The organism is Nonomuraea sp. NPDC050540 (genome assembly GCF_044457485.1).
In the GTDB taxonomy this organism is placed as follows: Bacteria; Actinomycetota; Actinomycetes; order Streptosporangiales; family Streptosporangiaceae; genus Nonomuraea.
Genome location: NZ_JBITHA010000001.1, coordinates 1389625 through 1399093, shown reverse-complemented (window position 1 = coordinate 1399093; position 9469 = coordinate 1389625). Strand labels below are relative to the sequence as shown.

Here is a 9469-nt window from a genome sequence, read left to right as displayed (position 1 = left end):
GGCACCCGGGTGCCCTCCGGCGGGGGGGGGCCCGGGGGGGGGGCCACCCCCCTGTGCGCGCGCCAGACCTCGTTGGCCCGGGGGGCCCCCCCCCCCCGCGGGGGGCGGGGCCACGGCAACGCTCTACCAGCCGCGCTCGGCCAGGCGGTGCGGCTGCGGGATCTCGTCGACGTTGATGCCGACCATGGCCTCGCCCAGCCCGCGCGAGACCTTGGCCACGACGTCGGGGTCGTCGAAGAAGGTGGTGGCCTTGACGATGGCGGCGGCGCGCTTGGCCGGGTCGCCGGACTTGAAGATGCCCGAGCCCACGAAGACGCCCTCGGCGCCGAGCTGCATCATCATGGCCGCGTCGGCCGGGGTCGCGATGCCGCCCGCGGTGAACAGCACGACGGGGAGCTTGCCGGTCTTGGCGACCTCGGCGACGAGCTCGTACGGGGCCTGCAGTTCCTTGGCCGCCACGTACAGCTCGTCCTCGGGCAGCGTGGTCAGCCGCTTGAGCTCGCCCCGGATGGTGCGCATGTGGGTGACGGCGTTGGAGACGTCGCCGGTGCCGGCCTCGCCCTTGGAACGGATCATGGCCGCGCCCTCGGTGATGCGGCGCATGGCCTCGCCGAGGTTGGTGGCGCCGCAGACGAAGGGCACCGTGAAGCGGAACTTGTCGATGTGGTTGGCGTAGTCGGCCGGGGTCAGGACCTCCGACTCGTCGACGTAGTCCACGCCGAGCGCCTGGAGGAGCTGCGCCTCCACGAAGTGGCCGATGCGGGCCTTGGCCATCACGGGGATCGAGACGGCGCTGATGATGCCCTCGATCATGTCGGGGTCGCTCATCCGGGAGACGCCGCCCTGGGCGCGGATGTCGGCGGGCACGCGCTCGAGGGCCATCACGGCGACGGCGCCGGCGTCCTCAGCGATCTTCGCCTGCTCCGGGGTGACGACGTCCATGATGACGCCGCCCTTGAGCATCTCGGCCATGCCGCGCTTGACGCGGGCGGTTCCGGTGACGGCAGTGGTTTCTGGCGTGCTGCTGGACACGGTCTTCCTCACGGGCTCTCTCGGCTGGTCCGCCTGCGCGAACACATGCGGGCTCTCGGACGGGTTGCGCCCCGGCGCACCCGCCTGGGCGAACGGTAAGCTATCAAGCCCATCGTAGGTCCTGGAGCGCCCCTCCCCCGACATGCCACCATGTCAGGATTTGTCCGCTCTTTTGTACGGCCCGCCCAAACGTCGGCGGGCGGTCAGGGAGTAACGGGCTTGCGGCTGGCCAGCGCGATCCACACCTGACCCGGCGCGAAGTTCATCGGCTCACCCTCCGCAGTGGTGAACGTCGTGCCCGACTCCTCCGATTCCCGCTCCCACTTGGCCTTGTACGCCTTGCCGTCCCGCAGCACGATCGCCGAGCCCTTGCCGGTGCTGTGCACGAGCGGCGTGTAGCTCTGGTTCTTGTCGTGGAACTGCGACCGGACCGTCTTGGTGTACTGGATCACGATGGTCGGCGCGCTCAGCTGCCCGCCCTCGGCCGCCATGTCCTTCTTGCCGTCCTGCCAGATCATCCACTGCTTCTTGGCATCGGACCAGTTGAAGGTGAAGCGCGCCGCCGGCCAGCGCACCGTCCACGACTTCTTGTCCACGCCGCCCTCGGCGGGGGCGTCGCCGAAGGTGAAGCCGATGTCCTTGGCCTTGGACGCCTTGGGCGCGGCCGACAGCAGCTTCTTGGTGTTGGCGAACAGGTTGTAGGGGGCGAAGCGGCCCGGCTGGCGGAAGTAGGCGCCGCCGTTCCTGGTGTCGCCGACGTCGAACAGGGACGCCTGGGCGATCAGCGGCAGCATCTTGGTCTGCGCGCCGGAGTAGGCGAAGGCGGGCTTGCCGAACTGCGGCGCGATGTGCAGGTCGGAGATGCGGGCGCTGCGCACGGGGCCCACCTTGGCCGGGATCTTCGAGGAGAAGATGGCCATGAGCCGGGTCAGCCCCGCCTCGACCTGCTCGACGTAGACGATGTCCGCGCTCTTCAGGCCCATCTGCGGCTTTCCGGCCGCGGTGTTCTCGATCTTCACCGCCAGTACGGGCTTGCGCGCCTCGTCCGGCAGCCCGGTGAACGGATGACCGGGACCGGCGTCCGGCGTCTCACTGGGGGCGGCCGTGGCGGCCTGCGGCGCCGCGGGAGGGGCGGGCTTTTCCGACGAGCACGCCGCGACCGGCAGCAAGACCGCCGTTCCCGCCAGCGTCACGGTGATCATCCGCGGTAGCCGCACCTGTCCACTCCTCCGCCTTTAGCTCCTAGAACGGACGAAGCTTACCGGCGATGAACAAATTCGGTCATTCAGTTGCCATACTCTTCGGCGGATCATCATCAATCTCGAAAAATCTGGGAAAATCGGTGTGACCCGCGAGGCGCAGGGTCTTGGCCAGCCAGCGCTGCTGCGCCGTACGCGTGACACCGACCGCGTTGTTGTGGAAGCGGCGCGAGTAGACCACCTTCGTCACCACCGCGTCGAGCTCTTCCAGCAGGTCCGCGCCGCCCGGCGCCTCGGCCAGCTTCTCCCTGAAGCGGTCCTGGTCCACCACCGCGCGGATCGTGCGCGACAGGTCGCTCTCGGCCCGCTCCCGCTCCTCGGGACCGGCGATCCTGGCCTCCTGGGCCGCGGTGGCCAGCATGAGCGAAGTCGCCGGATCGAGGATGCGCGAACCGGCCAGCAGCAGCACCGCCGAGCGGCGCTGCAGCAGCGCCGCGTCGAGCGCCTGCCCCGCCAGCTCCAGCCGGATGTGCAGGCGGTCGAGCCGCCCGGCCCGCCAGGAGATGTAGACGGCCGTGAGCACCACGACGATGCCCACGACCAGGATGATCACCGTGGAGGTCACGACGCGTCCTCCTCCACCCGGCCGGCGCCGCCCGCCGTCACCGTCTCGTACACCCGCACCACGTCCCGTGCCACCGTCGACCAGTCGTACTTGCGCACCGCCACCAGCGCCTCGGCCGCCAGCTTGGCCCGGCGTTCCGGCGCCTCCAGCAGCGCCCGCGCCTCCTCGGCCAGCGAGGCGGGGTCGCCGTTCCTGAACAGCGCGCCCGCCTGCCCCTCGCCCAGCACCCGGCGGAAGGCCGGGATGTCGCTGGCCAGCACGGTCGCCCCCGAGGCCATCGCCTCGGCCAGCACGATGCCGAAGCTCTCCCCGCGCGTGTTCGGCGCGCAGAAGACGTCCACCGAGTGGTACGCGCGGATCTTGTCCGCCTCGCTCACCATGCCCAGCACGGTCACCCGGTCACGCAGTTCCTTGGGCACCTTCACCTCGCCGGGCCCGGCGATGAGCAGCTTGGCGTCCGGGATCGACTTCAGCGCCTCCATCAGGATCGGCAGGCCCTTGCGCTCCTCGTCCACCCGCCCGAGGAAGCCGATCGTCGAGCCGTCGGGGCCCCAGCCGTCCAGCGGCTCCGCCTCGGTGTAGCGCGCGACCGTCACCCCGTTGGGAATCAGCACCGTGTCACCGCCGAACTGCTCCACCAGGCTCTTGCGCGCCGCGTCGGAGACCGCGATGCGCCCGTGGAGCTTCTCCAGCGCGCTGCGCAGCAGCGGCTCGGCCACCGCGATCGCCCGCGAGCGGGTGAAGGAGGCGTGGAACGTGGCCACGATCGGCCCCTTGGCCGCCCAGCAGGCCAGCACCCCGAGGCTCGGGATCAGCGGCTCGTGGATGTGCAGCACGTCGAACCCGCCGTCACGCACCCACCTGCGCACCCGCGCCGCCGAGATGAACCCGAACGACATCCGCGCCACCGACCCGTTGTACGGCACCGGAATCGCCCGGCCCGCCCCGGTCACGTACGGCGGCAGCTCGTCGTCGTCGGCGGCCGGAGCGATCACCGACACCTCGTGGTCCTGCGCGATCAGCGCCTGCGCCAGGTCGTCGATGTGCTGCTTGACGCCACCCGGCATGTCCCACGAATAGGGGCAGACAATGCCGATTCTCATCGCGTCAGGTCCTCCAGCCACAGTCGCTGCAGCATGTGCCAGTCCTCCGGGTGCTGCGCGATCCCCTTCTCGAACACGTCCGCCAGCCCCTGCGCGACCGCCGCGACCTTCTCCTGGCGGGTGCCCTCACCGGGCACCGGCACCTCGGGGTGGATGTCGATCCCCCAGTCGTCGCCGTCGAAGTAGACGATGGCGGGCAGCAGGGCGCATCCGGTCTGCACGGCCAGCAGCGGCGGCCCGGCGGGCACCTTCGTGGTGGCCCCGAAGAAGCGCACCTCGACGCCGCTCTTGGTCAGGTCGCGCTCGGCGGGCAGGCAGACGACCCCGCCCCGCCGTACCCGCGTCGCCAGGGTCCCGAAGTTGTGGCCGTCGCCGCCCGTGAGCGGCAGCACCTCCATGCCGAGACCTTCGCGGAAGGCCACGTAACGGCGGAACAGCGACTCGGGCTTGAGTCGCTCGGCCACGGTCGTGAACGGATGCCCGACCCCGACCAGCCACGCGCCCGCCTGGTCCCAGTTGCCCATGTGCGGCAGCGCGAGCACCACGCCGCGCCCGGCGGCCACGTTGTCGTGGACGTGCTCGGCGCCGGTCACGTGGGTACGCCTGACCACCTCGGCACGGTCCATCGACGGCAGCCGGAAGATCTCGTGGAAGTAGCGGAAATAGGAGCGCATGCCCCGGCGGGTGAGCTCGCCCAGTTCCGCGCTGCCGACCGGCAGGCCGGTGACCCGGCTCAGGTTCGACTCCAGGCGGCGTACCGACTTGCCGCGCCCGCGCCACACCCGGTCGGCCATGAAGCGGAAGACCGCCGCCGTCGGCCTGTGCGGCAGGTACGGCCCCAGCGTCCACCCCGCGGCGAACCCGGCGGCCACCGCCCGGTCGGCGACGGACGTCTTCTCGCTCATGACACCCCCGACTGTCGGTAGACGTGCACGACCCGCTGCACCACGGTGATCGCGCTGGCCACGGCCAGCACCCACATGCCGATCGCCAGCACGTGAGGAACGAACCAGAAGCACGCCGCCACCAGCCCGACGACCAGCCGCTCCGGCCGCTCCGCCAGGCCGACGTCGCACTCGATGCCGAGCCCCTCGGCCCGCGCCTTGGCATAGGACACCAGCACGCCGGCGACCACGTTGAACAACGTGACCGCCACCATGGTGATATTGCCCTCAATCGCGAAATAGAGGGTCAAACCACCGAAAATGGCCGCGTCGGCCACCCGGTCGAGCGTGGAGTCGAGGAAAGCACCCCACGTCGTGCCGCCGCTGCCGCCCAGGCGCGCCACCACGCCGTCGAGCAGATCGAACAGCACGAACACGGTGATGACCAGGGCGCCCGCGGTGAGCATGCCCATCGGGAAGAAGAACAGGGCCGACACCACGGTGCCGAGCGTGCCGATCGCGGTGACGGCGTCAGGGCCGATCCCGCGGCGGACAAGGGCCCTGCCCAGCGGGGTGAGGATCCGGGTCATGGCCGGGCGCAGGAGTTTCAGCATCGCGCTCCGATCGTAGGCCATAAGAGCCCGCTGGACTTTCTTTGCCTCACCCCCCTTGTGATATTCGCCACAGGGGTATTTGGTGAACACACCGCGTCCATGCGGTTTCTGAACCCTTCCGCGCGGGCGCGGCGTTGGAACCCCCACCCAACGACGCGGGAGGCGATGTGGCAGAAAAGAATCCCGGCGGCCATGCGGGAGCCGCGGGCAGGGCACCCACGGCCGACAGTGCGGACGCCATACGCAATGTCGTGCTGGTCGGCCATTCAGGAGCGGGCAAGACGACCCTGGTCGAGCACTTGCTGGCGGCGACGGGCACCATCCAGCGCACCGGCCGGGTCGAGGACGGCAACACGGTCACCGACTTCGACGAGGTCGAGGTACGCCAGCAGCGTTCGGTGAACCTCGCACTGGCGCCCCTGGTCTACAACGACATCAAGATCAACCTTCTGGACACCCCCGGGTACGCCGACTTCGTCGGGGACCTGCGCGCCGGGCTGCGCGCCGCCGACGCCGCCCTGTTCGTGGTCTCGGCCGCCGAGGGCGTCGACGGCCTGACGCAGATGCTCTGGGAGGAGTGCTCCCAGGTCGGGATGCCGAGAGCGGTGGTCATCACCAAGATCGACCATCAGCGGGCCGACTTCGACGAGGTCCTGGCCACCTGCCAGGACGTCTTCGGCGACGGCGTGGCCCCCCTCTACCTGCCCGTCATCACCAACGGGCACGTCAACGGACTCATCGGGCTGCTGTCGCAGAAGTTCTTCAACTACGCCACCGGCAACCGCTCGGAGAAGGAACCGGGCCCGGAGTACCAGGCGCAGATCGCCGAGCACCGGGACTCGCTCATCGAGGGCATCATCCAGGAGAGCGAAGACGAGTCGCTCATGGAGCGCTACCTCGAAGGCGAGCCGATCGACACCAAGGTCCTCATCGAGGACCTGGAGAAGGCGGTCGCCCGCGGCAGCTTCTACCCGGTCCTGTGCTCGGGGACCGGCGTCGGCGCGATCGAGCTCCTGGAGATCATCACCCAGGGCTTCCCCGCGCCGGCCGAGCACCCGATGCCCGAGATCACCACCCTCGACGGCAAACCGGTCAAGGGCATCTCCTGTGACGCCGACGGCCCGCTCGTGGCCGAGGTGGTCAAGACCACCTCCGACCCCTACGTGGGCCGCATCAGCCTCGTCCGCGTCTTCTCCGGCACCCTGCGCCCGGACATGACCGTCCACGTCTCCGGCCACGGCCTGGCCGACCGCGGACACGAGGACCACGACGTCGACGAGCGCATCGGCACGCTCACCTCGCCGCTGGGCAAGCAGCAGCGCGGCGTGGCCAAGGGCGTGGCCGGCGACATCGTCGCGGTCGCCAAGCTGTCGCGCGCCGAGACCGGGGACACGCTCTCCGAGGTCGACAACCCCCTGCTCATGACGTCCTGGACGATGCCCGACCCGCTCCTGCCCGTCGCCATCCAGGCCAGGTCCAAAGCCGACGAGGACAAGCTCTCGCAGGCCCTGGGCCGCCTGGTCGCCGAGGACCCGACGCTGAGACTGGAGAACAACGCCGAGACCCGCCAGCTCGTCCTGTGGTGCATGGGAGAGGCCCACACCGACGTGCTGCTCGACCGCCTGGCCAAACGGCACGGCGTCGAGGTCGAACGGATAGAGCTACGCGTGCCCCTGCGCGAGACCTTCGGCGGCCAGTGCAAGGCCATGGGCCGCAACGTCAAGCAGACCGGCGGCCACGGCCAGTACGCCATCTGCCATCTCCAGGTCGAGCCCCTGCCTTCCGGCGGGGGTTTCGAGTTCGTGGACAAGATCGTGGGCGGCGTGGTGCCCCGGCAGTTCATCCCCTCCGTCGAAAAGGGCGTGCGGGCCCAGATGGAGCGGGGCGTCGTGGCCGGATACCCGATGGTCGACGTCCGCGTCACCCTCTACGACGGCAAGGCGCACTCGGTCGACTCCTCCGACATGGCCTTCCAGATCGCCGGGCAGCTGGCGCTCAAGGAAGCCGCGACGAAGGTGCCGACCCTCCTGCTCGAACCCGTCGACGAGCTCGCGGTCCTGGTGGCCGACGACTACGTCGGTTCCGTCATGTCCGATCTGTCGTCGCGGCGCGGCAGGGTGCTCGGCACCGAACCCGTGGGCACCGGCCGCACCCTGGTCAAGGCGGAGGTCCCCGAACTGGAGCTCGTCCGCTACGCCATCGACCTGCGGTCGATGTCGCACGGCACCGGCATGTTCACGCGCACCTTCCTGCGCTACGAGCCGCTGCCGTCGCACCTGGCGGGCAAACTGGCCGCCGCCGAGTGAGGCTCGGTGTGTCTGTTGGTACGGCCGGCCGCCGTCACACGCGGCACGGCCGTACCAACAGTCACACAATCATCACGAATCCATTTCGTTTTTTGGCCAAAGCACGTCAGCGGCGATGCCAGACTGAGGAACCATGCGAACCGGACGACCTCTGTTTGCCGCCGTCACGATCGCCGTCGTCACCGCCGGCGCCGCCTACGCCCTTGGGCCGGGGACCGCGGAGAAGACCGCCAGTGGCGCGGCGAAGAAGGCCACGACGGCCGCCGCACCCGCCGGCTGCACGCCTGACGCGCGCTATCCCAAGCGGCAGCTGCGCGGCGTCTGGATCGCCACCGTGCGCAACATCGACTGGCCCTCGCGCACCGGGCTGAGCCCGGACCGGCAGAAGGCCGAGTACGTGAAGATCCTCGACGCGGCGGCCAAGCGGCGGCTCAACGCGGTCTTCGTCCAGGTCCGCCCGGCTTCCGACGCGCTGTACAAGTCCTCCCTTGAGCCCTGGTCGCAGTACCTGACCGGCACCGCGGGCAAGGACCCCGGCTGGGACCCGCTGCCGTTCCTCATCGACGAGGCGCGCAAGCGGGGCATGGAGTTCCACGCCTGGTTCAACCCCTACCGCGCCTCCTACGACGCCAACGCCGCCAAGCTGCCGGCCGGCCACCCGGCGCGCGTGCACCCCGACTGGATCGTCAAGTACGGCGACCGCCTCTACTACAACCCGGGCCTGCCCCAGGTGCGCGAGCACGTCACCAAGGTCATCACCGACGTGGTCAAGCGCTACGACGTGGACGGGGTCCACTTCGACGACTACTTCTACCCGTATCCGGGCGAGGGCGGCACGTTCAACGACAAGGCCGCCTTTACGAAGTATCGTTCGGGCAAGAACCTCGGCGACTGGCGGCGTGACAACGTCAACAAGCTCATCGCCCAGGTCGACAAGGCGGTGCACGAGACCCGGTCGTCGGTGAAGTTCGGCATCAGCCCGTTCGGCATCTGGCGTAACAAGGCGCAGGACCCGACCGGCTCCGCCACTTCCGGCATGTCGGCCTATGACTCGATTTATGCGGACGCGCGACACTGGATCAAGAACGGCACCGTCGACTACGTGATGCCGCAGCTGTACTGGCCGCGCGGGCTCAAGGTCGCCGACTACAAGGCGCTGGCCCCCTGGTGGGCCAAGGAGGTCAAGGGCACCGGCGTCGACCTCTACATCGGCCAGGCCCTCTACCGCGTCGGCGCCAAGGACGACAAGGCCTGGACCAGGCCCGGCGAGCTGTCGGCCCACCTCACGCTCAACCGCAAGCACCCCCAGATCGACGGCGACGTCTACTTCAGCGCCAAGCAGTTCCTGACCAACCCGCTGAAGGCCATCGACAAGGTCGCCGCCGACCACTACGCGCGCCCCGCCCTGCTGCCCCTCATCAAGGAGCGCGGCGGTCAGGCCCCGGCCAAGCCCGCCGGAGCCAAGGCGAGCGGCGGCACCCTGACCTGGACCGCCTCGCCCGGCGCCCGCGCGTACGCGGTCTACCGGGTCCCGGACAAGGGCGAGGCCTGCCAGGGCGCCGACGCCCGCAGCCTGGCCGCGGTCGTCACCGCCCCGTCCTTCGCGGCGGCGCGGCCGGGCACGTACCTGATCACCTCGCTGGACCGCCTCCACAACGAGTCGAAGCCGGTGAAGGTCACGGTCAGCCCGGTCTGACCTCCTCCCG

General features: G+C 69.9%; 8 protein-coding genes. 2 read left to right on the top strand and 6 right to left on the bottom strand.

Annotation, left to right across the window (positions count from 1 at the left end; all coding sequences use genetic code 11):
- Positions 1-123 precede the first annotated feature (123 nt).
- From pdxS to pgsA, 6 genes are all read right to left on the bottom strand, one after another.
- Complete coding sequence (pdxS, locus tag ACIBI5_RS06410; RefSeq protein ID WP_379622503.1) at positions 124-1032, bottom strand: pyridoxal 5'-phosphate synthase lyase subunit PdxS; 909 nt, start codon at positions 1030-1032, stop codon at positions 124-126.
- Between the two features lie 203 nt (positions 1033-1235).
- A complete protein-coding gene (locus ACIBI5_RS06405) occupies positions 1236-2249 on the bottom strand; it encodes a DUF3048 domain-containing protein (RefSeq protein ID WP_397243757.1) in 1014 nt (337 codons plus the stop codon).
- Between the two features lie 64 nt (positions 2250-2313).
- Positions 2314-2856 (bottom strand): hypothetical protein, encoded by a 543-nt coding sequence (locus ACIBI5_RS06400; RefSeq protein WP_397243755.1) that lies wholly within the window; start codon positions 2854-2856, stop codon positions 2314-2316.
- Complete coding sequence (locus ACIBI5_RS06395) at positions 2853-3959, bottom strand: glycosyltransferase family 4 protein (RefSeq protein WP_397243753.1); 1107 nt, start codon at positions 3957-3959, stop codon at positions 2853-2855. Before ACIBI5_RS06395 ends, ACIBI5_RS06400 begins: the two co-directional genes overlap by 4 nt.
- Positions 3956-4864 carry a phosphatidylinositol mannoside acyltransferase gene (locus ACIBI5_RS06390; protein ID WP_397243751.1) on the bottom strand — a complete coding sequence of 303 codons (909 nt, stop codon included), beginning with the start codon at positions 4862-4864 and terminating at the stop codon, positions 3956-3958. The genes ACIBI5_RS06395 and ACIBI5_RS06390 overlap by 4 nt, the downstream gene beginning before the upstream one ends.
- Entirely contained in the window at positions 4861-5457 is a 597-nt protein-coding gene (gene pgsA, locus ACIBI5_RS06385; RefSeq protein WP_397243749.1) for a phosphatidylinositol phosphate synthase, read from the bottom strand. The genes ACIBI5_RS06390 and pgsA overlap by 4 nt, the downstream gene beginning before the upstream one ends.
- Before the next feature lie 167 nt (positions 5458-5624).
- Here pgsA and ACIBI5_RS06380 point away from each other — a divergent pair, with 167 nt between their 5' ends.
- A complete protein-coding gene (locus ACIBI5_RS06380; RefSeq protein WP_397243747.1) occupies positions 5625-7763 on the top strand; it encodes an elongation factor G-like protein EF-G2 in 2139 nt (712 codons plus the stop codon).
- Between the two features lie 133 nt (positions 7764-7896).
- Positions 7897-9459, top strand: a complete 1563-nt coding sequence (locus tag ACIBI5_RS06375) for a glycoside hydrolase family 10 protein (RefSeq protein WP_397243745.1) — start codon at positions 7897-7899, stop codon at positions 9457-9459.
- Positions 9460-9469 lie beyond the last annotated feature (10 nt).

Coding starts and splice junctions, on each gene's coding strand:
- ACIBI5_RS06390 (WP_397243751.1), bottom strand. CDS start 4,864: ATGAGCGAGAAGACGTCCGTCGCCGACCGGGCGGTGGCCGCCGGGTTC.
- ACIBI5_RS06395 (WP_397243753.1), bottom strand. CDS start 3,959: ATGAGAATCGGCATTGTCTGCCCCTATTCGTGGGACATGCCGGGTGGC.
- pgsA (WP_397243749.1), bottom strand. CDS start 5,457: ATGCTGAAACTCCTGCGCCCGGCCATGACCCGGATCCTCACCCCGCTG.
- ACIBI5_RS06375 (WP_397243745.1), top strand. CDS start 7,897: ATGCGAACCGGACGACCTCTGTTTGCCGCCGTCACGATCGCCGTCGTC.